This is a genomic window from [Clostridium] hylemonae DSM 15053, from assembly GCF_008281175.1.
GTDB classification, from domain to species: domain Bacteria; phylum Bacillota; class Clostridia; order Lachnospirales; family Lachnospiraceae; genus Extibacter; species Extibacter hylemonae.
Genome location: NZ_CP036524.1, coordinates 2,262,178 through 2,284,970 on the forward strand (window position 1 = coordinate 2,262,178; position 22,793 = coordinate 2,284,970).

Here is a 22,793-nt window from a genome sequence, read left to right on the forward strand (position 1 = left end):
GACAGTGCGGACCCTGCGGGGCCGCATATTATATGTTAGAAAGGATTTTACTATGAGCGAAGAATTATTACATGATGAAGCAGTAAACGAGCCGCAGACGATGGCGGATCTGGAGGCGCATTTTGACGATGCCAATCCGTGGAATGTCGTAAAGAACTACATGGAAAAAGGCACTGTTCTCCCGGTAAAGATCGAAGGGATCGTAAATGGGGGCGCCATTGCGATGGTGGAAGGCCTGCGCGGATTCATTCCCGCATCCAAGCTCTCCTTGTCTTATATCGAAGATCTGGAGACCTATCTCTTAAAAGATATCGAAGTACAGGTCATTGACGTTGACCAGGCAAACAACCGGCTTGTATTATCTGCCCGCGAGATTCTCAAGGAAAAGGAACGAAAAGAAAAAGAGGCGAAGATCGCAAGCGTTAAGATCGGCAGCGTGGTAAAGGGCACGGTGGAAAGCCTCCAGAACTACGGAGCTTTTGTTCGTCTCGAAGACGGTCTCTCCGGTCTCGTGCACGTATCCCAGATAAGCCAGAAGCGCGTAAAAGCGCCAAAGGATGTGCTCAACACAGGCGATGAGGTCACAGTTAAGATCATCGGGCTCAAAGACGGCAAGATAAGCCTCAGCATGAAAGCCCTCGAAGAAGTGAAAGAAGAAGTTGAGGAAAAGGTCGATATTCCCAAATCCGAAAATATCGGTACAAATCTCGGCGACTTATTCAAGAACATCAAATTATAAAGAACAGGCGGGACTTAATGGTCCCGCCTTAAATATTTATCAACTATCTTTGCCGCGTCTTCCACGCATTTTACACAGCAGGCAAGCGGCTGGCCGCCTTCCTCTGTCTTCAGGTCCCGGCAGTAGAGGGAATGGTTTTTTTCTTTAAATTCCTCCGCCGCCTCCAGTATACTGTCGTATGTTTCCAGCTTCGTGGTCTTCGGATTTTCCATATCTCCCGCGCTCTTTGCAAGACTTATGACGAGAAACATTCCCACAACCGCGCCGCACGTATCCTTAAGTCCGCCCATACCGGAACCAAAGCCTTCCGTCATCCTGAACACATCTTCTTCCTTTACGCCCAGTTCCTCACAATACGCGCAGGCCACTGCCTGGCAGCAGTTGTAGTCCTTTCTGAATTTCTCAACCGCTGTATGCTTATCTGCTGTCATATTCTTCCTCCTTTGCAGAACAGATCCAATTACTGACCTGGCTTGACGCGGGCAAGGTCTTCAAGCCATGACGCCGCGCACGCGTCGCTCGGCATGCGCCAGTCGCCCCTCGGAGAAAGCGCGACCGTCCCGACTTTCGGCCCGTCCGGCAGACAGGACCGCTTAAACTGCTGACCGAAAAACCGCCGGTAAAATGTCTCCAGCCATTTCAGTATGGTGATATTGTCATATTCGCCCTCAAACGCCAGCCTGGCTATTCTGTATATCTTACTTGGTTCATATCCGAAACGGATCATATAATACAAAAAGAAATCGTGCAGTTCGTACGGCCCCACCAGATCCTCTGTCTTCTGAGCGATCTCTCCGTCTTTTGGCGGAAGCAGTTCCGGACTGACCGGCGTGTCCAGCACATCGTACAATATAGCCTTAAGCTCCTCATCCCCGCACGTATCCGCGTAATAATGCACGAGATGTCTGACGAGTGTCTTCGGAACAGACGCATTCACCCCGTACATGGACATATGGTCTCCATTGTACGTCGCCCATCCAAGGGCCAGCTCAGACATGTCCCCTGTACCGATCACGAGTCCGCCGGTCTGATTGGCAATATCCATCAATACCTGCGTCCGCTCTCTCGCCTGGGCATTCTCGAATGTGACGCTGTGATCCTCCGGGTCATGGCCGATATCCTTAAAGTGCAGGCTCACCGAGTCGGCGATCGGAACTTCACGAAGCACGGCTCCAAGCTTCTGCGACATCCTGCACGCATTCTGGTACGTCCGGTCCGTCGTTCCGAAACAGGGCATCGTCACCGCCGTGATGCCCTTCCGGCTAAGCTGAAGGGCATCAAACGCCTTTGCTGTCACAAGCAGCGCAAGCGTTGAGTCCAGACCGCCCGATATACCTACTACGGCGCTGCTGCACCTGGCGTGTGCCAGACGCTTTTTAAGTCCCATCGCCTGAATGGTAAGTATTTCTTCACACCGTCTTGCCCTCTCTTCTCCCGCCCCCGGCACGAACGGCCTGGACGGAAACGTCCTCGTGAGCACTGTATCAGTCTCCTCAATATAAAACGGGATCCTGAATAGCTTTCTCTCCCCGGATGTCTGGAACGTCGTGTTCTTCCTCCGTTCACCTGCGATACGATTTACATCGATCTCTGAACAGATCACTCCGTTTTCAAAACGGCGGCCTGACCGGAGCACCGTGCCGTTCTCCGCAATGATATTATGTCCTCCGAACACGAGATCCGTCGTGGATTCTCCCTCACCTGCGTTGGCATATACATATCCGCTGATCAGCCTTGCGGACTGCCCTTCGATCAGACTTTTCCGGTAAGACTCCTTTCCGACCGTCTCATCGCTGGCCGAGCAGTTGACGATGATCGTCGCCCCTTCCCGCGCCGCTTCAATGCTTGGAGGCACCGGCGACCAGACGTCCTCGCATATCTCCGCGGAAACGACGAGACTGTCCATGACCGTTGACTCGAACAAAAGCTGCGGCCCGAAGGGAATGACCTGACCGTCAAACAGGATCTCCCTTGCCTCCTTTGGCCCCTGGCGGAACTGCCGCATCTCGTAAAACTCACCGTAATTTGGCAGAAATGTCTTCGTCGTAAGTCCCAGTACAGCTCCCCGGTTGAGGGCGGCCGCAACATTATAAAGCTCCCCGTCCACCGAAAGCGGCAGGCCGACGAACACGAGCGCGTCCTTGTCCTTCGCAAAACCGGCGATCCGGTGCAGCGCGCTCCTTGCATCCGTCAGAAGTATATCCTGCGTGAACAAGTCGCCGCACGTATATCCTGTGACGCAGAGTTCCGGAAACACAATGATCTTTGCCCCTTCGTCTGCCGTCTCCTCTATCAGTCTGCATATCTGCTCCGTATTATATGCCACATCTGCCACCCGGATATCAGGGGTAGCCGCTGCCACCTTAACAAATCCCTGTCTCATGATCTTCCTCCGTCCAAACGTTTTTTCTTATCTGCTGCGTTTTATGATCTCTTTTAATTCCTCTATCGTGTAATTGTAGGCGGCGCCGCAGAAATGACATTTTACCTCGATGTCTTCACCGTCGCCGATCATCTCTTCGAGTTCTTTTCTGCCGATACTTGCAACTGCCTTTTCCACACGTTCTTTTGAACAGTCACAATAGAACTGTGTCGGTACCGTGTCTGTGATCTCCAGGCCCAGATCCCCGAGCAGTTCCCCGAGCAGCTGTTCCGGAGAATACCCTCTGTCGAGAAGTTCCGTCACTGACGTCACCTTTTTCAGGTTCTCTTCCAGCCGGCTTATCGTCTCCTCTTTGGCAAAAGGCATGAGCTGTATGATAAAGCCTCCTGCACACCGCACCGTATTGTCGTGATTCATCAGCACGCCCAGGCCGACCGAGGACGGCACCTGCTCCGAATTGGCAAAATAATATGTCAGATCTTCCGCGATCTCGCCTGATACGAGAATCGTCTGCCCCACGTACGGCTCTTTGAGTCCCATGTCCTTGATCACCTGCAGAAGACCGATACCGACCGCTCCTCCTACGTCCAGTTTGCCGTTTTTCGCAGGCAGCATGACGTCCGGGCTGTTGACATATCCTTTTACATGAGCGCTGCTGTCCGCCGTCACCGTGATGCCTCCAAGGGGGCCGTCCCCCCTGACCTGCAGCGTCAGTACATCTGACTCATTCTTCATCATGCTTCCCATCATGGCCCCTGCAGTCAGAAGCCTTCCGAGCGCGGCCGTTGCCACAGGGCTCGTGTTATGGTACGCCCTTGCCGTCTCTGTCATCTCTGCCGTCGTCGCGGCGAACGCTCTTATCTGGCTGTCTGCCGCTGTAGCTCTTACAATATAGTCCTTCATCTATGTTCTGTTCCTTTCTTTTATTTCCCCTGTTCCTGTGCAATGACGCAGATCCGTTCACTCGAACAAAGCGGCGCGTCTTCTGTGTACGCGTCATACGCCGCCAGACAGATAAGCCCGGCCCTTTTCAGTAATGACTGTATCTGCTCAAGCGTATAGCCTCTCTGGTAATGTGTCTCCTGATATTTCCGGTACAGAGGGCTGTCTTCCTCCTGGACAAAAAGTGTCAGCTCATATTCATTGATCTGCTGTTCCCGGTCATAATAATTATCCCAGATAAAACTGCACTCTTCCCGGTCTTCGGCTATGATCCTGCTGCCGAGTATCTCCCTGTATTTATATTCTGTATTAAAGTCAAAGAGAAAGATACCGTGCGGATCCAGATAGTTGTTGACGAGCCGGAATACTTCAAGCAGATCTTCCGGGTCTGTGACGTAGTTGATGGAATCACATGCGCTTATCACCGCGCGCACCGTACCGTACAGTTCAAATTCCCGCATATCCTGCAGCAGGTAAAGTATGGAATGCCCGCTCACAGAGCGCTTGTCCATGGCAATCTGGAGCATGTCCTCCGAGTTGTCGGCCCCGATCATATCATATCCCTGGTCAGCCAGAAGTTCTGTCATGCTTCCCGTACCGCAGCCCAGTTCCAGCACGATGCCTTCCTCTATCCCGTATTTACTTAAGATTCCCACTATATACTCCGCCCATTCTTCATAAGGAACATTGTCCATGAACGTATCATAGACCTGAGCAAAACTTGTGTACGCCTCCATCTCTTTCCTCCTTTGTCCGCTGTGTCATTTTACAATGGCACGTATATAAGTATATCACGCGGCCGACGTTTTATAAAGTAGTGATTCAGACTTCCAATAATAACGAAGGAGAGGAGGATGTATCATCCGCCTCTCCTTCGTTATTATTATACAGATCCGTTCTATTGCGCCGCCTCTGTCTCTATGACGAACTTCGTATTTCCTTCCATACCGTCCCGGATACCGCCGAACGACCTGTAGTTCTGTCCGAGCGTCATCATGGCATTGATCCTGGAGGTCACTCCTTCAATATCACCTTTGAATACTTCTGTCAGCTTATCGATGCCGTCCGCCTTGAACTCCGCCATTCCATCCGCCAGTGTTCCTGCTCCGTCTGCCAGCTGTCCAACGCCAGCCCCCATCTGGCTGCTGCCCTCTTTCAACTTGGAGGTGCCGGTGATGAGCAGGCTGCTCTTTTCATTTAAGGCCGCCGCCCCCTGCTGGAGGGCTGCCGCCCCGTTGTACAGATCCGTCGTCCCGTTTACGAGGTCGCTGCCTCCGGCGCTGAGGTCGCCGAGACCAGACTGGAGCGCAGCGGTGCCCTCCCTTAGCTTTGCGATCCCTGCCTGAAGGGAACCGGCTCCATTTGCCAATGCGCTGACGGTCTGTTTGACCGTGTCCATACTTCCCAGCTGACCGTTCACTTTATCTGCCATATTAGTCTTTATGGCGCTTTTGTATCCTGCCGCAAGGTCGGCCGTAAAGGCAGCCTGATCTGATATCAGATCCCTGGCGTCCGCCGGCAGCTGATTTACAGCCTCCTGTGCCAGCGCGTTTGCAAGCTGTTCCACCTGACCGTCGCTTATCCCTGTCGCGGATGCGCTTTGTAATTCGTTGTTCAGCTTCGTTAATCCTCCGCTCAGATTATTTATTCCTGCAGTGGCCCCGTCCTTCGGCTTATCGAACCCCGCCATCAGCGCGTCGGCTCCTGCTTTGGCGTCATTGATCCCCTGCCGGGCCTTTGCCGCTCCGTTTTTGAGCTTTGCCGCTCCGGCGGCCACCTCACTGCTTCCTCCTGCCAGCTGGCTTACGCCGCCTGCATAAGCGTTGACTCCGTCGGCCAGTTCATTGACGCCGTTTTTTAAGTCGCCTGTCTTACTGTTCAGCGTATTCACTCCGTCGGCCAATGTACTGCTCCCATCCTTCAGCTGCTCCGCAGCGCCGGACAGTTCGTCAATAGAATCTCCGAAGCTTTCAAAATCATTGACATCGCTGAGGCCGAACTTATCCAGCAGATCAGAAGATACGACTGTGATCGTCGTCCCTGCGGACGCTTTTTTGACATCCGCTGTGATCGTCACACTCTCAGGTATCTTTACATCCACATCCTGGAGGCCGAGATTTTCCGTAAGACCCGGGAACCCGAGTCCAAGTACGATATCTTTATCTGCGTCGGATACTATTTTTCCGCTGTCAACCGTGACATTTTTATATTCATCCGTCGGCAGCATCAGCGCGGTCACCATCGTGAACGGAGTGTACATCTCTACGTCTTTGCCGTCCACCTGTACGGTCTGTCTGGAATGGTTCTTATAGTCAATGTGTATCGTAAGCTTACCGGACTTCCCTTTCAGCTTTTCCGCCGGTATTTTCTTTCCGTCCAGCTTATACGTTATATTTACTTCCACCGGCAGGGCTTCCTCCGATTTACCCTGATAGTATATATCGTTTCCTTCTGCCTCCCATATGACACTTTCTTTGCCCTTCTGGGAAAATGTCTCGTCGCCTTTTACATTTTTAATGTCTTTCAGACCGGAGATATCCTCAAAGGAGCCGCTGCCCGGGTTCTTGAGCCATTCGCTCACCGTCGTGTCCGTGGCCTTTCCGGAAGCGTCCGCTTTCACATATACGGTCTCGTCTTTATACACGCCGTCTGTCTTCGTGTCTGTATCTCCGAGCGCTTCCGCTGCCGCCTCCTTAAGTGTCTCTACATCCTTATCCGCCGCTTTGACATCCGCCGCGGCCATATTGTGCCAGCAGGAGACGCCTGCCATGGAGACAGCCAGCACAAGAGCCATACTTCCTGCCATGATCTTATTCTTTCTACTCTTTCTCATTATAGATACCTCCCTGATTATTCTGCCTCTTCCGGCAGGAATCCTTTACTTGTTTTACAGATCAGTTTGTCAAATACCATGAACATCGCCGGCAGTACGCAGATGACGACGACTGTACTGATGATCGCTCCCCGGGACAACAGTGTGCAGAGCGAACTGATCATATCGATCTTGGAGTACAGTCCCACGCCGAACGTGGCGGCAAAGAAGCTGACGCCGCTGATCAGGATCGACTTCATGGACGACTGGTGGGCCAGGCTGATCGCCTCTTCCTTGGAGCGGCCGCGGCTTCGTTCCCTCTGGTAACGGCTCGTCATCAGTATGGCATAGTCCACTGTGGAGCCAAGCTGTACTGTTCCGATCACGATGCTCGCCACGAACGGAAGCTCTGTCCCTGTATAGAACGGGACCGCCATATTGACGCAGATGGCAAACTCGATGATCGCCACGAGTATCACCGGCAGTGATACGGACTTAAATACAATACAGATGATAATAAAGATCGCAATGACAGAGATCACATTTACATTTCTCATATCGCTGTCCGCTATCACCGTCAGATCCTTTGTCAGCGGCGCCTCCCCGATCACCATGGATTCCTTGTTATAACTCTTTACTATTTTATCGATCGATTTCACCTGTTCGTTCACCTCATCGGTTGCGGTCTTGTAATCCGAACAGATAAACTGTATCTCATAATTGTCACTTTGAAGCTTTGATTTTACGGCCGGCGGTATAAAATCTTCCGGCACGGACGGGCCGATCACAGACTCCATGCCGATGGCCCACTTCACGCCGTCCACAGCTTCAATCTGCTCCATCATCTTTGCTTTTTCCTTCTGGTCCATCTCATCATTTTTCAGCATGACCATATATACGTTGTTCATGTGAAAATCTTCATCCAGCTTTTTATTGGCGACCGAACTTTTCAGAGTGTCCGGAAGCCCCTTATCGATATTGTAATATACGTCGGTGTGCGCATTGCCGTAGATGGCCGGTATGAGCAGGATGAGAAAGGCTGCCAGCCATACTTTGTTGTGCCGCGTAATAAACGCGGACAGCCTGCCAAGGTCCGGCAGGATCGGTTTATGCGTCGTCCTGTCGATCCATTTGTCAAATGTAAGCACAAGGGCGGGCAGCAGCGTCACACAGCACACGACTCCAATGGCCACACCTTTTGCCATTACGATCCCGATATTTGTTCCCAGCTTAAATGTCATGAAGCAAAGCGCCACAAATCCGGCAATGGTCGTCACAGAACTTCCGACCACCGACTTGAAGGTGTTGGAAATGGCATGTGCCATGGCACGGTTCCGCTCTCCCGGGAATCTCTTTTTATTTTCCTCATAACTGTTCAGCAGGAAGATGGAATAATCCAGCGTCACCCCAAGCTGAAGCACCGCGGCAAGCGCCTTTGTAATGTATGACACATCGGACAGGAACATATTCGTTCCCATATTATAAAGAATGGCGATACCGATGCTGAGCATAAATATGAACGGCGTTATCCACGAATCCATCGTAAGCGAAAGGATGATCAGACATAGTATGACCGCGATCAGCACGTATATCGGCATCTCACTGAGCGCCAGAGACTTGATGTCCGTAACGACGCCCGACATGCCGCTCACGAAACAGTGCTTCGCGCTGATCTTCCGAAGCTGCGTCACCGCGTCCATCGTCTCATCCGAAGAAGTCGTATTGTCAAACAGCGCCACGAGCATGGTAGAGTCTCCGTTTTTGAACACCTTTTCGTACTTGGACGGGATCATCTCCATCGGAACGCTGATATCCATGAGGTCGTCATACCAGATGACATCCGCCACATGGTCCACTGATTTCATCTCTTCCTTCAGCGCCACTACATCCTTTTCATCCATCCCCTCCACGATGACCATGGAAAAGGCTCCCATCCCGAATTCGTCCACCAGGGTGTCCTGCCCTTTTACGGTCTCAAGACTGCCCGGAAGATAGCTGAGTACGTCATAGTTGATCCTCGTCATATTCATTCCGATGATAGACGGAATGATCAGAAGTAATCCCAGAACCAAAATGATATTCTTATGTTTTGCGATCCATTTACCGATTTTCACCATCATGTTGTTTTCATCCTCCCGTCCGCGCAATAATGACCATTAGTCATTTAACTCAGTTGACACTATACACCAAAAATGACCATTAGTCAATACTTATTTTGACTTTTGGTCATTTTTCTGTTATACTATGTGAAACTACTGAAAATTGTGAACGGAACAAGTACATTTAATAGTTATGCGGAGCAGGGAGAGCGTATTATGGGTAAAGTCGACGAGAATAAAAAGAAGAAAAAAGAAGCATTGTTTAACACTGCTTACGAGTTGTTTGTCACAAAGGGGATCAACGGGACTTCCATATCAGATATCGTGGAAAAAGCCGGTGTGGCTAAAGGTACGTTTTATCTTTATTTTAAAGACAAGTATGATGTGAAAAATAAGCTCATAGCCCACAAGACCCACGAACTCTTTACAAAAGCAGGAGCAGCGATGGAGGAAGCCGGTGTGGCAGGGCTTGAAGAACAGCTCATATTTATTATTGACCATATTGTAAATGAGCTGGTGGACAACAAGGCGCTCCTCAACTTTATATCCAAAAATCTTGTCATGGGCGCCCTCCGCTCGGCGCTGCTCACCGGGGAGAGCTCCGACGCCGTATTCTACGATAAGTATATGATGCTGCTTGAGAACGATTCCCACACTTACACGGACGAGGACGTAATGCTGTTCACTATCGTGGAACTGGCAGGATCTACCTGTTACAATTCCATCTTGTTTGAAGAGCCGCTTCCCATCGGACAGTATAAGCCGTTTCTGTACCGGACCGTGCGGCTCATCATTCAGAGCCACCGGACCACATAAGAGAAGAAAAGGGGACGCTGCTTTCATGATAAAGCACAGTCCCCTGTCCCGTTCTAACAGATCTGGCAAATCCACCCTTCGGGCGCTTCGATCTGTCCCATCTGGATCCCCGTCAATGTGTCATACAGTTTCTTTGTAATTGGTCCCATCTCGTCCATTCCGCTTTGGAAGCAGATATCTCTGCCGTGGTCAACGACTTTTCCTACCGGTGAGATCACGGCCGCTGTTCCGCAGAGCCCGCATTCTGCAAAGTCTTTCACCTCGTCGAGATATACTTCTCTTTCTTCCACTTCAAGCCCCAGATACTTCTCCGCCACATATAAGAGCGAACGCCTTGTGATCGACGGAAGGATCGTGTCAGACTTCGGTGTTACGACTTTATTGTCCTTTGTCACAAATATAAAATTAGCTCCTCCGGTCTCTTCCACCTTTGTCCTTGTGGCAGCATCGAGATACATATTTTCGTCGTAACCTTCTTCATGCGCGCTCATGATCGCATGAAGGCTCATGGCATAGTTAAGGCCTGCCTTGATATGTCCTGTCCCGTGCGGCGCCGCCCTGTCAAAGTCGCACACGCGGATCGTGATCGGCTTTGCTCCCCCTTTGAAATACGGTCCGACCGGGGTAGAAAAAACCCGGAACTGATATTCGTCGGCCGGTTTTACTCCAATGACCGGGTTGGAGCCGAACATATACGGTCTGATATACAGCGTAGCGCCTGAGCCGTATGGAGGCACATAAGCGGCATTGGCCTCCACGACCTGCTTCACCGCCTCCACAAACCGGTCTTCCGGAAATGCCGGCATTTCCAGTCTCCTGGCGGAATCGACCATCCGCTTTGCGTTCAGATCCGGGCGGAAGGTGACGATGTGTCCGTCTTCTGTCGTATAGGCTTTCATCCCTTCAAAGATCGTCTGCGCGTACTGGAGAACTCCGGCGCACTCATTTATGACCACATTGGCGTCGGAAGTCAGCGTACCTTCATCCCACGCCCCGTCTTTGTAGTTGGAAACGTATCTTTTTTCTGTCGGGATATATCCAAATCCCAGATTAGACCAGTCAATATTTTTCTTATCCATGTTTTCATTCCTCCGTACTGACAAAACTACTGTTTTTCTCTTTACTAATTATAATACTGCGCCGCTCAAAATTCAAGAGTGCACTCTGTTTTTGCATCTGTATATTGCTATCTCTCCATCATGCTGATGGATTCTATCCCGACACTTCCGCCTCTCACGACTTCTATGCTCTGGAACTCCTCTTTCATCAGTTTGATGACCGCGTCGTTCTTTGTGGCCGTCTGGACGAATTCCAGGAGCAGACTGTCTTTGCCGTAATCGATGACCTTTGCCTTGAATGTCTCCGCGATCTGAAACAGTTCTACCTTGTCTTCCGGCGTACATTTCCTCACCTTCACATACAGGATCTCCTTCATTCTTACAAAGATATCTGTGAAGTCTATGACCTTTATAACTTCCACGAGCCGGTTCAGCTGCTTTTTGATCTGTTCAAATGTCTCGTCGTCGCTGACCGTCGCTATTGTCATTCTGGAGACAGTCGGGTCTTCCGTCGTACCCACGGTGAGACTGTCCATATTATAGGATTTTCCGGAAAACAGCCCGGAAATTTTCGAGAGAACACCTACCTGATTCTCCACATATAGCGATATCCATCTTTTCTTCATACCAGTTCCATTACTCATCGTCCTCTCTCCTTTCTAACAGTCCAGAATCATATCTTCCAGCGTCCCGCCCGGCTGTATCATCGGGTATACCAGGTCTTCCGGGTCTATGGTAAATTCTATGATCACCGGTGTCTTCGTGCTCTTCTTAGCCTCTTCAAACGCAGCTTCTATCTCTTCCTTCTTCGTCACGCGGATCCCTTTTGCCCCGTAGCTTTCTGCAAGCTTTATAAAGTCGGGCGTATATTCCGGGCATGCCACCTCCCCGCATTTTCCTCTGCAGGCCGCGCCTGCCCGCAGGCATGTCATGGAATACCGCTTTCCGTAGAAGAGCTTCTGCCACTGCCGCACCATACCGAGATTATTGTTGTTAAAGATGCAGGAGATGATCGGCAGTTCTTCCAGTACCGCCGTCGCCAGTTCCTGTATGTTCATCTGCATGCCGCCGTCGCCTGATATGGAGATGACCGGAATGTCCGGATTGCCTATCTTGGCGCCGATCGCTCCCGGCAGTCCGTATCCCATCGTTCCAAGACCTCCGGACATAAGCAGGCGTTTCTTCTGCGTCAGTTCCACAAACTGTGCCGCAAACATCTGGTGCTGCCCTACGTCCGTCACTATAATGGCCTCGTCAAACATCTCATTCATCTTCTCTATAATATCCTGTGGCGTCATGATCGGCTTCTGCTTCATCGTCATCGGATGACTGCTCTTCCACTCGTTTACTTCGTCCAGCCATTCCTTTGTGCCGCACTCCGTCACATATTCCAGCATACGCTCGACAGCCTCTTTCGCATCCGCTACGATCGGCACGTCTACCTGCACGTTTCTGGATATGGCCGCCGTATCGATGTCAATATGTACGATCTGCGCGTGAGGAGCAAAGGAATGGAGCTTCCCGGTGATGCGGTCGTTAAAGCGGGTGCCGATGGAAAACAGAAGGTCGCATTCATTGACCGACATGTTCGCCGCATACGCGCCGTGCATCCCGACATTCCCCACATAGAGCGGATGATCCGTCGGTATGGCGCCCCGCCCCATGACCGTCGTGATGACCGGTACATTCGTCTTCTCGGCCAGCTCGGTGAATGCTTCGTTTGCCCGGGCGATATTGATGCCGCCCCCGGCCAGAAAAACAGGACGCTTCGCTTTCCCGAGCATCTTGATCGCCCGCTTCAGCTGTCCGATATGCACATGTGTGTTCGGCTTGTAGCCGCGGATATTCACCTCTTGTGGGTATTCTGCCGGGCCGAGTTCCTCCATCACATCCTTCGGCAGGTCTACCAGTACCGGGCCGGGTCTTCCGGTGCGCGCGATGTAAAACGCCTCTTTGATTATGCGCCCCAGGTCTTCCCTGTCCCGCACTGTGATTCCGTATTTTGTGATGCTTCTCGTGATGCCGACAATGTCTACTTCCTGAAATGCGTCATTTCCGATGAGATGTCTTGCCACCTGTCCGGTAAAGCATACGAGCGGCACACTGTCATAGTTGGCCGTTGCAAGTCCGGTTACGAGATTCGTCGCCCCCGGTCCGCTTGTGACAAGGCAGACACCGACTTTACCGGTGGACCGCGCATATGCGTCGGCCTCGTGGACGAGCGCCACTTCCTGTCTCGGCAGGATGACCTTCGTATAATCCTGTTTATACAACTCATCGCTGATGTCGATCGTACACGCCCCCGGGTATCCGAACAGGGTATCTACGCCTTCTTCTCTCAGCGCCTTTACCAATAATTTGTTTCCACTGATTCTCTTCATAATCTACCTCCTTAATCTCCCGGACGAAAAAGAAACGCCCTAAGCCGTCCGGCTTAGGGCGAATATTACATCCGTGTTACCACCTAATTTCAGAGAACTGCGCTCTCTGCACTCAGCCAATACAGGAGACGTTTCTCTCATCTCCGATATTGTTCCCTGTTAACGCTGGGAATGCGTTGAAGTCTACTGAGACATCTTATTGTGTCCTTTCGGTTCACTGCTCAAAGGCTACTTCCATAATTCCGTCACGAAGATTCTCACCGGCCATCTTCTCTCTTTGCATCAGGGGATCATGTACTCCTCCTTGTCATAGCATTTCTCAGATAATTAATGTTATTATAGTAGATTTGCCTCACAGATGTCAACTGATTTCCAAAATTCTTTCGCAAATATTTTCCCACGACAGGTGCGTCATATCCACCGCGCCGTCCATTGCAAATTCCGCGCATTCTTTTATTTTCTCTGCAAGCCCGCGCTCAAACGACTCGAGCGACTCCGGCACTGCCTCATCTGTATTCTGCATCTGCGGCAGAGGCACGTAAAAGACCGGCGCTCCCGGCGCCTGCTCCTTAAGCCAGTCCTGAATGCCGGGGAAGTCTGTCATGACGACCTTGTCTGCGCATGCCAGCGCCTCTATCACCGTAAGCGGCAGACCGTCAAAGAAAGAAGGCAGCACAAAGATGTCACTTTCATTGTACACCGTGGCAAGTTCCTTCTGGGACAGCTTCCCGAGTAATTCTACTCTGTACGGCGCCTCTTCTGCCAGGCGCACTATTTCGCGGTACTCTTCTTCATTTCCGGCGCCTCCTGCAAGCCGGAGAACGAGAGACTCTCTGTCATACGGCAGATACCTGAGGCTCCTCAGGAGACTCATAACGCCCTTCTTCTCCGCTATCTTTCCGGCGAATACAAGGCGGAGAATGCCGTCTCTTTGGCGCAGGCCCTCCACTTTGCGGAATATTTCCTGGTTATATCCGCTGCCCGATATATGTATTCTGTCCGGCGGCATCCGGTATATTTGTACCACGCCCTCCGCCTGGGCTGTCTGCGGAACAAATACCGCGTCGAGTCTGCGGATCTGCTCTGCGATATAGCCGCGCCTGAGCGGATTCTTTCTCATCTGCCGAAGATCCGTATTGTGGCAGAAGCCATAGATCCTCTGTTTAGGGAAATGCTCCCGCACGAGCGCGGTGAGCAGATACAGATGATGGCAGAGGATCAGATCCGGCTTAAATTCCTCCACCGCTCTTCTGACCACATCCAGAAACGCATTCTCAAACTGCTTTGCCATCTCGTCTGTCATATCACAGTAACGCGTGCTTTTATAAGGCATCTCATCAGACATGCCCGCTATATAAAATGGAAGCGCTCCGCTTGAAAAATATACCGGATAGAATTCCGTTCCTTCTGCAAGCTGAGGCTCATCATCCCTGTATATTCCGGCCACGACTGCCTGTCTGTGCCCGCGGGCGGCAAATGTCCTCACAAGCTCCGTCAGATAGATCCCGCTCCCTGTACTTTCCGGCTTCTGAGCCGTAATGCTTAAAATGTTCATGATACCCTTTCATATACGGTAAATGCATATTCCAGATCAAAGTACGTCTGTTCCTCACTCGTCTTCGTCATTTTCCACTGCGGATCTTCGTCCAGGTTCGGGAAATATGTGTCCGCGTCATATGCATGGTCGATGCGGGTTATATACGCCCTGTCACAGTGCGGAAGAAGCTGGCGGTAGATCGTCTCCCCGCCGATGACATAGATGTCTTCGGACGGATATTTTTTGAGCTCGCACAGCATTTCCTCAAGAGAGTGCACGAGCACAATGCCGTTCGTACTGTATGCTTTGTCAGTCGTCATCACAATGTTCACTCTGTTTTTAAGCGGCTGGCCTCCCGGAAAGCTCTCCAGTGTCTTGCGTCCCATGGCCACCACTTTGCCTTTTGTCGTTTCCCGGAAAAACTTCATATCCTGCGGGATGCTTACGAGCAGTTTATTGCCCGCTCCTATCGCCCAGTTCTTGTCCACTGCTACTATCAGGTTCATACGTCTTCCTCCTTATACCGCAACCGGAATATTTTTGATCTGTTCATGTGTATTGTAATCGATCAGCTTCACATCGTCCCGCGTAAATTCATAAAAGTCTTTTATCTCCGGGTTCAGCCAGAATGCAGGCGCCGGCAGCGGCTCACGCGCGATCAGCTCTTCTATCATCGGGATGTGCCTGTCGTAGATGTGCGCGTCCGCTATGACATGTACAAACTCTCCGGCCTTCATGCCGCACACCTGCGCCAGCATATGAAGCAGGACGGAATACTGGCACACGTTCCAGTTGTTGGCCGCCAGTACATCCTGGGAGCGCTGGTTCAGGATCCCGTTCAGCGTCAGCCTGTCACTGCCCTTTTCCTTCGTCACATTAAAGGTCATACTGTATGCACACGGATAGAGCGCCATCTCGTGCAGGTCCTGGTGCACGTATAAGTTCGTCATGATCCTGCGGCTGTAAGGATTATGCTTCAAGTCATAAATAACACGGTCTATCTGGTCAAACATCCCTTCTTTATACTGATGCTTCACGCCCATCTGATACCCGTAGGCCTTGCCGATGGAACCGTCCTCATCCGCCCAGCTGTCCCAGATATGGCTGTTTAGATCATGGATGTTGTTGGACTTTTTCTGCCATATCCAGAGAAGTTCATCCGTACAGCTCTTGATGCCTGTCCGCCGAAGTGTCAGGGCCGGAAATTCTTTTGACAGGTCATACCTGTTGACGACACCGAACTTTTTGACCGTGTAGGCCGGAGTTCCGTCTTCCCACACCGGGCGCACCTTCTCACCTTTTGTGTCCGTACCGTTATCTATGATATCTCTGCACATATCGATAAACACTTTATCTGCATAACTCATGTTTTATACCTCCTGCGTGATCTATCAACTATAATACCATGATTTCCTCCATCTGTCATGAAAAAAAGCAGGCGGTGCCCGTTATGGGGACCTGCCTGCCGATGTACCGGATATCCTATGCTGTTTTTACGCTCTGAAGCACTGTATCCAGCGCATTTGCACTGCTGCTGTGGGCGCGCTCTACCCGGATATTATAACGCTCTGCTTCTTTCAGCGCACAGTGGACCATCTTGTGCGCCACGGTAGAAGTGAACAATATAATCAAATCCGGCTGCCCTATCTGAGTTTTTAGATTTCCGGACATTCGAGTAAATACCTTTGCCTTATATTTGTGACGCCTGCAGATCTGTTTATACTGCTGCTCCATCCGCTCATTTCCGCCTATGATCACAACACTCATCTATGCCACGCTCCTTTCTGCCAGTCTGTCTTACACCGCCGCGGCCAGTGCTTTCCCTGCTTCCTCACATGCCTTCACCGCCGAGTCGTCCGGCGCTTCATTGGCGATAACGCCCCCGCCGTTGACAAGCAACGCTCCCGCGTTTTTCATCCGCTCTTCCCATGTCCGCATCCATTCGCCGTCTCCCCAGCCGTAAGAACCGAACAGGAGTACCGTCTTTCCCGCCACATTACCTTCCAGCGCCTGGACAAAAGGCTCCATCTCGCTTTCTTCCAGTTCTTCTGCTCCCATGGACGGGCATCCAAGTGCAAACGCCTTTTCATCCGCCAGCCGGCCGGCGTCCGCTCCGCCGACACTGCACAGATCCGCCTCCTGCCCTGCCGCCTTGATTCCGGCCGCAACAGCCTCAGCCATCTGTTCTGTATTCCCTGTTCCGCTCCAATATACTACCGGTATGCTCATTGTTCATCCTCCTTATACTTGCTCAATGCCCCTATGCCGCCGCACATGCGATATCTCTGATATGCCTGCCCACCAGAAACTCATTCACTGCGCTCGTCTTTGCCTTGTCATAGGCAAGAAACATCATCTGCGCCTTCTCGGCGTCACCGTACACCTTCCAATATCCGGTGATCAGACAGTTCCTGCCGCCGTTGTCTATGAATCCTTTCACATCCTCCAGCGGATAATCAAGAAACGCGCCGATCTCATGGGGAAACGCTATGTCCTCCTTAGAGTAACGGCAGACCCTGGCGGAAAGTCTCTGCAGGATGCCGTCGACATCCGCCTCCCCGCCGGCACATCCATATCCATATAAAGAAAGAAATTCTCTGATATCCTTCCGGTTCAGATACGCCTTAAAAGCCTCCCGACGGAAGAAAAACACAAGACATCTGCCCTTTCTCACTGTAAGTATTCTATATTCAATTCCGGTTCCCGCAAGCACCGTCCTGAGTTCCCGGCAGACCTCCTTATCCACATTCGTGATACAGGCAACCTTGATCCCCTTTAAAAACGGGGCACACTGCAGAATAAGCTGGAACTGCAGCCGACGCTTCACATCCTCGACCGACAGCATATAAGATACAACTTCAATGGGCATAATGTGATCCTTTCTTTAAATGTTTGATGCGCTTTATTGATTTTGATTATCATTTACATTAACAAATATACCATAACCGTTTTTATATGGCAAGTATAATGTGATTATTGATAGTCTTTTCTCAACAAACTCTGATTATACAAAAAGGGACAGGGCAAAAGCGAATTGGGGACGGAGGTTTTTTAAAAAACCTCCGTCCCCAATTCGCTTTTGCCCTGTCCCTTTTTGAAATCTCCGGATCTTGAAATCTATGGATCTGATATATTATAAAGCACTTTTCCAAGCATTCTCTGCAGCGCCTCTACTTCTTTTTTCGTCATGCCGATCGTAAGCTTTTTGTCTATTTTTTTCCGGTCCGCCTCCATCCTACGCTGGATGTCGTATGCCTTTTCCGTCAGGTAGACGATCTTGCACCGCTTGTCTTTATTGCTCGGCACGATAAGTATGAATCCTTTTTCATCCAGTCTTTTCAGAAGTCCCGTCACCGTCGGATTCTTGAGACTCAGCGCTTTCTCGATATCTCTCTGGTTCACTTCTTCCTTCCTGCTGGAAAAAAGGTAATCCAGCACCGCGCACTGGGACGCAGTGATGCCAAGCGTCCGGAGCAAATTATTAAATTCTTTCTCATATACATTATTTATCTGCTTAAACACGAAACCTACCGGTAATCTTTCCTGCATGCCGCCACCTTTATCCTCTGTATCACAACAGTACCATATATAGCATGCTATATTACCGGCAAAATGTCAAGCCATGCAGTCGCATCTCCTGACTTACATTACCTGTGTCCAGATCCACGAAAAGGGCATGACAAACGCCATCGCAGGCAGCATATTGGCGATGGGAAACTGCTTTATCCCGGCGATCCGGAAGCCGGTGGCCAGCATCAGCACTCCTCCGCATGCCGTAAAATCTGCCAGCATCGTGTCTGTCGTCAGCGGCATGATAAGTCCTGCGCACAGGTAAAGCAGCATGAGTATGACAAACTGCGGAACCGCCACGAGTGAAACAATAAACCCAAGGCTTGCGGCAAATATGGCCGCCGTGAACAAATCAAGTATGGCTTTGGATATGAGGATCGTATGATCCCCTGTGATACCGGACTGCAGCGCTCCGAAGATCCCGGTTCCGCTGGCACAGAATAACACAACGATACTGATAAATTCTGCCATAAACGTATCCCTGCTGTCCTTTGTATCTGTCTTCATGATCCTGGCCACCGGCGCCTGCACTTTCTCCGCCGCTTTCGCGATTCCCTTCTCCAGGTGCAGAAGTTCACCGGCTACTGTCCCGAGGATGACGGCAAATATAACTGCCGGCATCTGCTCCATCTTTGTGATACTTGTGATCCCAAGCGTCATACTGCACACGCCAAATACGAGCGTCAGTGTACTGCACAGGTTCTTGTCGAGCCGCTTCCCGAGAAACGCCCCCGCTATGCCTCCTGCAAATACACATATACTATCCACGATCACTCCAACCGGCATCTTTCATTCTCCTCCTTTGTTTTCCTGTCTATCTGTCCCGCTACGCGGCAGCAGGGCAAATGTCCGGCTGCCGCCGTAACATTTACCCTGCACTTTCACTTTCCGGACGTCCCCGCCCGTTTCTTTCAAACTACCTGTTACTTCGCAACGCTCCCCTGTCCCGCAAACAGATGCGCTCTGGAGAGCACCTTCGCCACCGCATAAAACAGGACCACCTCTATCGGCATCATAATGATCTGCTTCACGATCCTGGCCGGGAAAAGCGCCACAAACGTATTGCCGTAGAGCAGGGTGAGCCAGTATGTATTCAGAAGCAGATTGATGAGCACCGTCACAAGTCCGTTGGCGACAATGATCCGCCTGATACTGAGCGGCCTTTTATACAATACGATTCCGTATATGAGGCCGCCTAAGAACCCGCTTATGGTAAAACCGGGGAAAAAAGGCCCCGTAGGCTTCACGAGATACTTTACAAGATCCGCAAGGCCTCCCATGACGCTCCCGACTACCGGCCCGAACATCATACCGGTCAGTTCATTGGCAATGTACGCAAAACCGATCTTGATATAGTCGGTCAGCTGGAGCGTGTAAAATCCAAGCACGACCGCGATCGCCAGCAGCATGGCCGTCATGGCCAGGGTCTTTAAGTTTCTCAACTCGTGAAAGGAGTCTGTGAACAGTGACTTGATTTTTTTCATAAAAAATACCTCCTTTGCAGTAGTTTTCCTTAAAGCTACGCACAGCAGGTATCTTCTGTCTATGTGTAGCAGCGGGATGCGAGATATGTACCGCAAGCTTCCAGGCTTTTCGTCCTGCCGGCAACTCCCCGTCCGGCTGGCACTTAACGCACACATCTCTACTCTGCTTTTCTATTTAATTTTTACTATATCATTCTAGCACATTCTCCTTAGCAGGGCAATGGTTAAACTTCTTAAGCTCACGGTACGCATATACGATCGCCACCGCCGCCGCTGCCGCATCTGCTATGGGCCCCGCATACATGACGCCGTCGATCCCCATAAACAGCGGGAAAATGACGATCAATGGCAGCAGGAATATGACCTGTCTCGTGAGAGATACCACGATCCCAAGCTTCGCCTTTCCGATGGATGTAAAGAAACCGGATGACATCGGCTGCAGTCCGTTTACAAATGTCATAAACATAAAGATACGGAAATACCGCTCTGCAAAATGGAAATATTCCTCACTCCCGCTTCCGAATATGCTGACGAGCTGTCTCGGAAATATCTGGAACCCAACAAAGAAAAGGATCCCTACCGCAAGGGAGATCACCGCTGCTTTCTTATATGTCTCCTTCACTCTGCCAAAATTTCCGGCGCCGTAGTTAAATCCCCAAATAGGCTGGCACCCCTGTGAGATACCGATACAGATGGCCATAAAGACCATGTTTACTTTGGAGATAACCCCAACGCAGGCAAGCGGAATATCCGTGCCGTACATCGAAGACGCCCCATAGTGGCGCAGCGTATTGTTCATCGTGATCTGTACGACGGCCATGGCGATCTGATTGATACAGGATGCCATGCCAAGCGACGCGATCGCTTTGAGATAAGAGCCTTTCGGCCGCAGCAGGGAAGCCGACAGCTCCATATGCCGAAACCTGGCAAAATAGATGATCACCATAAGCCCGGAGATTATCTGGCCAATGATCGTCGCCCACGCCGCACCTTTGATCCCCCAGTGAAACCCGAAGATAAAAAGCGGGTCAAGTATTGTGTTGATGATCGCACCGGTCAGCATACACGTCATGGAATACGTCGGACTGCGGTCCGCCCGGATCAGATGATTGCCGCCCGTCGTCAGCACGAGAAACGGGATCCCAAATGCCGTTATCCCTGTATAATCCTGGGCATATGGCAGAACATCCGGCGTGACACCGAACAGATGCAGCAGCGGATCAAGAAACAGAAGCACTATGACCGCGATGAGCACTCCGCTCACCGCGAGCACAGATAAGCCTGTCCCTGCGATTCCTGCCGCACGTTCTGTATTGCCCGCCCCCGATTCGAGATTAAAATTAGAAGCGCTCCCGATGCCGAGCAGAAGCGCTGTCGCCGTACAGATGATGGACACCGGAAATGCGATATTCGTCGCCGCATTTCCAAGCATGCCGACTCCCTGTCCGATAAATATCTGGTCTACAATATTATAAAGCGAACTGACAAGCATGCTTATGATTGCCGGTATCGCAAATTTTGCTATTAGTCTGCCTACTTTCTCTGTAGCCAGAGGATTCTGTTTTTCTAACCTTTCCATATTTCACCTGTCATTTCTAATACTCACGGATAATACTGCTGATTTCCCGCGTTGTCTCCATATCCTTCAAATGTTCCAAAGCATCCTGCATATGATATTCCTTCACCGCTTCTGTCACTATGACAAGTTCCGCCGTCCCGTCTGTGATGATCTTCTGCACGACCTTGGAAATGCTCACCTTGTGGACACCAAACACACTGGCGATAGCAGCCAGCACTCCCGGCTTATTGTCCACCTGCATGCGGAGAAAGAACTTGTTCTTCACATCGTCAAACCGCTTGATCGGTGTCTTACGGTAGCATGTACAACTGATCCTTCCTGTACAGTGGTACTGGATATCTCTCGCCACATCGATGACATCCCCCATGATAGCGCTCGCAGTCGGCAATTCTCCCGCGCCTCTTCCATAGAACATGGCATCATCCACTGCATCGCCGTGGACAAAGACTGCGTTGAAGGAATCTCTCACTGATGCCAGCGGATGGTCCTTTGGAAGCAGCATCGGATAGACACCTACTTCAATGCCGTCCTCTGTATTATGCGCAACTCCGAGCAGCTTGATCACACTGCCGAATTCCCGGGCATACTGAATGTCCCTTGCTGTAATTCCGGTGATCCCTTCCGTGTACACGTCGGGAAATACAACTCTGGAATGAAAGGCGATCGATGCCATGATGGCCACTTTGCGCCCGGCATCGAGTCCCTGGATATCAGCCGTAGGATCCGCCTCCGCATAGCCCAGCTCCGTGGCTTTAGCGAGCGCCTCCTTAAAGTCCATACCGTCCTCAAACATTTTCGTCAAAATATAGTTGGTCGTGCCGTTTACGATTCCGATCACTTCATCGATCTCATTGGACGCAAGGCACTGTTTTAAAGGACGGATGATCGGGATCCCTCCCGCAACCGCCGCCTCAAACAGGAAATCCACCCCATTGTTCTCCGCCGCATCGAGCAGCTCTTTTCCATACTCCGCCACCAGGTCTTTGTTGGCTGTCACAACATTTTTTCCGGAATTCAGCGCCTCAAGGATCATCGTTCTGGCCGGTTCGATGCCGCCCATAACTTCTATCACGATCTCGATCTCATCATTATCTATGATATCCGTCCATTTGTCGGTCAGCAGCGACATATCTACGCCTTCCCGCTTCTTATCCATATTATGTACAAGAATTTTCTCAATACACAGACTGGCGCCGACCTTGTGCACCATCTCCTTCTGCTGTCTCTCCATCAGCTTATATACACCGCTTCCGACTGTTCCAAGCCCGAGCAGTCCTGCCTTTATCGTTCTTTTCTCCGTCATAACTCTCACCTGTCCGTTCTTTTTTGCTCTATTCTCTACAATTACGTTATGTTATAAAGTATAACATAATCAAACCGCAACTTCCAGTAA

The 22,793-nt window shown here is 50.9% G+C and carries 22 protein-coding genes, 1 riboswitch and 1 other annotated feature; of the genes, 2 read left to right on the forward strand and 20 right to left on the reverse strand.

Annotated features, from left to right (window positions below):
• Positions 1-52 precede the first annotated feature (52 nt).
• Complete coding sequence (locus tag LAJLEIBI_RS10490; RefSeq protein WP_006442016.1) at positions 53-739, forward strand: S1 RNA-binding domain-containing protein; 687 nt, start codon at positions 53-55, stop codon at positions 737-739.
• A gap of 14 nt (positions 740-753) precedes the next feature.
• On the opposite strand, the gene LAJLEIBI_RS10495 is transcribed toward LAJLEIBI_RS10490, so the two are convergent.
• The 6 genes from LAJLEIBI_RS10495 to LAJLEIBI_RS10520 form a co-directional block, all read right to left on the reverse strand.
• Positions 754-1,170 carry a C-GCAxxG-C-C family protein gene (locus LAJLEIBI_RS10495; RefSeq protein WP_006442017.1) on the reverse strand — a complete coding sequence of 139 codons (417 nt, stop codon included), beginning with the start codon at positions 1,168-1,170 and terminating at the stop codon, positions 754-756.
• Between the two features lie 29 nt (positions 1,171-1,199).
• Complete coding sequence (locus tag LAJLEIBI_RS10500; RefSeq protein WP_006442018.1) at positions 1,200-3,122, reverse strand: NAD(+) synthase; 1,923 nt, start codon at positions 3,120-3,122, stop codon at positions 1,200-1,202.
• A 27-nt stretch (positions 3,123-3,149) separates the two neighbouring features.
• On the reverse strand, positions 3,150-4,025 hold the full coding sequence (hslO, locus tag LAJLEIBI_RS10505; protein WP_006442019.1) for an Hsp33 family molecular chaperone HslO: 876 nt from the start codon (positions 4,023-4,025) through the stop codon (positions 3,150-3,152).
• A gap of 20 nt (positions 4,026-4,045) precedes the next feature.
• Positions 4,046-4,801, reverse strand: coding sequence for a class I SAM-dependent DNA methyltransferase (locus LAJLEIBI_RS10510; protein WP_006442020.1), 756 nt, complete (start codon positions 4,799-4,801; stop codon positions 4,046-4,048).
• Between the two features lie 161 nt (positions 4,802-4,962).
• The gene (locus LAJLEIBI_RS10515; protein WP_006442021.1) at positions 4,963-6,897 is read right to left on the reverse strand and encodes a hypothetical protein; all 1,935 of its coding nucleotides are present in this window, start codon (positions 6,895-6,897) and stop codon (positions 4,963-4,965) included.
• A 17-nt stretch (positions 6,898-6,914) separates the two neighbouring features.
• On the reverse strand, positions 6,915-8,993 hold the full coding sequence (locus LAJLEIBI_RS10520) for an efflux RND transporter permease subunit (protein ID WP_040435355.1): 2,079 nt from the start codon (positions 8,991-8,993) through the stop codon (positions 6,915-6,917).
• A 198-nt stretch (positions 8,994-9,191) separates the two neighbouring features.
• Between LAJLEIBI_RS10520 and LAJLEIBI_RS10525 the strand changes: the two genes are divergently transcribed.
• Positions 9,192-9,791, forward strand: coding sequence for a TetR/AcrR family transcriptional regulator (locus LAJLEIBI_RS10525; RefSeq protein WP_040434709.1), 600 nt, complete (start codon positions 9,192-9,194; stop codon positions 9,789-9,791).
• Between the two features lie 53 nt (positions 9,792-9,844).
• Here LAJLEIBI_RS10525 and LAJLEIBI_RS10530 read toward each other — a convergent pair whose 3' ends face one another.
• The 14 genes from LAJLEIBI_RS10530 to LAJLEIBI_RS10600 all read right to left on the reverse strand — a co-directional run bounded on the left by LAJLEIBI_RS10530 (position 9,845) and on the right by LAJLEIBI_RS10600 (position 22,703).
• Positions 9,845-10,870, reverse strand: coding sequence for a branched-chain amino acid aminotransferase (locus LAJLEIBI_RS10530; RefSeq protein ID WP_006442024.1), 1,026 nt, complete (start codon positions 10,868-10,870; stop codon positions 9,845-9,847).
• 107 nt (positions 10,871-10,977) lie between these two features.
• Entirely contained in the window at positions 10,978-11,493 is a 516-nt protein-coding gene (ilvN, locus tag LAJLEIBI_RS10535) for an acetolactate synthase small subunit (protein WP_006442025.1), read from the reverse strand.
• 15 nt (positions 11,494-11,508) lie between these two features.
• Positions 11,509-13,230 carry a biosynthetic-type acetolactate synthase large subunit gene (gene ilvB, locus LAJLEIBI_RS10540; protein ID WP_006442026.1) on the reverse strand — a complete coding sequence of 574 codons (1,722 nt, stop codon included), beginning with the start codon at positions 13,228-13,230 and terminating at the stop codon, positions 11,509-11,511.
• 51 nt (positions 13,231-13,281) lie between these two features.
• Positions 13,282-13,550 (reverse strand) — a binding site (T-box leader).
• A gap of 41 nt (positions 13,551-13,591) precedes the next feature.
• Positions 13,592-14,785, reverse strand: coding sequence for a glycosyltransferase family 4 protein (locus LAJLEIBI_RS10545; protein ID WP_006442027.1), 1,194 nt, complete (start codon positions 14,783-14,785; stop codon positions 13,592-13,594).
• Positions 14,782-15,273, reverse strand: a complete 492-nt coding sequence (locus LAJLEIBI_RS10550) for a dihydrofolate reductase (protein WP_006442028.1) — start codon at positions 15,271-15,273, stop codon at positions 14,782-14,784. Before LAJLEIBI_RS10550 ends, LAJLEIBI_RS10545 begins: the two co-directional genes overlap by 4 nt.
• A 12-nt stretch (positions 15,274-15,285) precedes the next feature.
• Positions 15,286-16,134: a thymidylate synthase gene (thyA, locus tag LAJLEIBI_RS10555; RefSeq protein ID WP_006442029.1), complete on the reverse strand. Its 849-nt coding sequence runs from the start codon at positions 16,132-16,134 to the stop codon at positions 15,286-15,288.
• A gap of 115 nt (positions 16,135-16,249) precedes the next feature.
• Entirely contained in the window at positions 16,250-16,534 is a 285-nt protein-coding gene (locus LAJLEIBI_RS10560; protein WP_006442030.1) for a DUF2325 domain-containing protein, read from the reverse strand.
• Positions 16,535-16,564: 30 nt separating this feature from the next.
• Positions 16,565-16,996 carry a flavodoxin gene (locus LAJLEIBI_RS10565; RefSeq protein WP_006442031.1) on the reverse strand — a complete coding sequence of 144 codons (432 nt, stop codon included), beginning with the start codon at positions 16,994-16,996 and terminating at the stop codon, positions 16,565-16,567.
• Positions 16,997-17,027: 31 nt separating this feature from the next.
• Positions 17,028-17,636, reverse strand: coding sequence for a DUF3793 family protein (locus LAJLEIBI_RS10570; RefSeq protein ID WP_006442032.1), 609 nt, complete (start codon positions 17,634-17,636; stop codon positions 17,028-17,030).
• Positions 17,637-17,884: 248 nt separating this feature from the next.
• Positions 17,885-18,316 carry a MarR family winged helix-turn-helix transcriptional regulator gene (locus LAJLEIBI_RS10575; protein ID WP_006442034.1) on the reverse strand — a complete coding sequence of 144 codons (432 nt, stop codon included), beginning with the start codon at positions 18,314-18,316 and terminating at the stop codon, positions 17,885-17,887.
• A 93-nt stretch (positions 18,317-18,409) separates the two neighbouring features.
• Complete coding sequence (locus LAJLEIBI_RS10580; RefSeq protein WP_006442035.1) at positions 18,410-19,123, reverse strand: DUF554 domain-containing protein; 714 nt, start codon at positions 19,121-19,123, stop codon at positions 18,410-18,412.
• A gap of 137 nt (positions 19,124-19,260) precedes the next feature.
• Positions 19,261-19,821 (reverse strand): folate family ECF transporter S component, encoded by a 561-nt coding sequence (locus tag LAJLEIBI_RS10590; protein WP_040434712.1) that lies wholly within the window; start codon positions 19,819-19,821, stop codon positions 19,261-19,263.
• Between the two features lie 67 nt (positions 19,822-19,888).
• Positions 19,889-19,989, reverse strand: a riboswitch (THF riboswitch).
• A 22-nt stretch (positions 19,990-20,011) separates the two neighbouring features.
• Positions 20,012-21,400 carry an MATE family efflux transporter gene (locus tag LAJLEIBI_RS10595; protein ID WP_006442038.1) on the reverse strand — a complete coding sequence of 463 codons (1,389 nt, stop codon included), beginning with the start codon at positions 21,398-21,400 and terminating at the stop codon, positions 20,012-20,014.
• Positions 21,401-21,416: 16 nt separating this feature from the next.
• On the reverse strand, positions 21,417-22,703 hold the full coding sequence (locus LAJLEIBI_RS10600; protein WP_006442039.1) for a homoserine dehydrogenase: 1,287 nt from the start codon (positions 22,701-22,703) through the stop codon (positions 21,417-21,419).
• Positions 22,704-22,793 lie beyond the last annotated feature (90 nt).